This is a genomic window from Aliterella sp. E5.1, assembly GCF_057473825.1.
Map to the genome: position 1 here is coordinate 1 of NZ_JBYCCV010000399.1, position 1,147 is coordinate 1,147.

Genomic DNA, 1,147 nt, shown 5'->3' on the forward strand with positions numbered 1-1,147 from the left:
CTTTCTTCAGCAAGCTTGCTGAACTTAGTTAACTCATATCAGTAATTTTTAGAGTTAGGGAGGGCTTTTAAGCAATGAACTATCTAGCTATCACCAAAAGAATACACATAAAATCACCAAAGTCCACAATTACAACAATCTATTTAGGTCTAGCATACATAAATTTGGCAATTTATCAACCACAAAGATTTGCGAGAAATAGCAGCACAATTAATATTATCTATTTAATTAGAACAATCGCATTAGATGCTTAATAAGGCTATTCTCAAAGACAGTGGATTGTATGTTGTCCAAATCACTTTTTCTTTTTTTAGGTGCTGATTCACTGTAGTTCAAGAATGTTATACAGATAACTTACACAAGTGAATTTTAGAACTAAGTTTATTTTAGATTTTCTTTGAATACTAATTCGAGTATTGGTTATGAGGCATTGACCTATATGGCTTTCAACGAAACGGAATCCACATTAAAACAACCTCCTGTATATAAGCAAGGTTTCGATTATGCAACTCTGTCTCCTGCAACACAATGTATGATTCAGCAACACACTTGCGAGATCAAGAAACTGCTAAAGCGCACTGCTCAGGATATTTTGATTATTGGACAGAAGTTAATTGAAGTTAAAGCCTACTTAGGATACGGAAAATTTGAGGCTTGGTTAAAACTAGAATTTCATTGGGGGCTTTGGACTGCTCGTAAGTTCATGCAAGTTGCTCGAAAATTTGAATCTGTGAATTTCACAGAACTCTCTATTGATGCCTCAGCTCTTTATCTTTTGGCTGCCCCATCAGTTTCTAATGAGGTTTGTGACAAAGTATTTAAACTTGCTGAAGAGGGTGAATCAATTACTTATAAGAAGGTTAAGGAAATTTCTAACAGCTTTAAAGATAATTTTAATAATCCGGCAGCAAATATGGCTGTAACTGATAATATTGCTAAGGGGGCATCTGCAAAGTCTGAAATGCCACTTGCAAATTCTAAGCACCTAAGCAGGGAACAGACTTTGGAGTCTACTTTTGGAGTTGGCAATACTATTTGTATTACTGATTTAAAACAAAAAAATCAAGAAAGATTTGTTATTGGAAAAATATCTGAAGTTGAAACAGCAAATGCTGCTGAGATAAAAATAGTTATCAATGTGTCAGTT

Annotated in this window: 1 protein-coding gene; it reads left to right on the forward strand. The window is 34.2% G+C overall.

The window, feature by feature from the left end:
- Positions 1-439: 439 nt before the first annotated feature.
- The coding region (locus tag AC2VE5_RS27645) for a DUF3102 domain-containing protein (protein WP_486890719.1) at positions 440-1,147 on the forward strand (708 nt) is incomplete at its 3' end.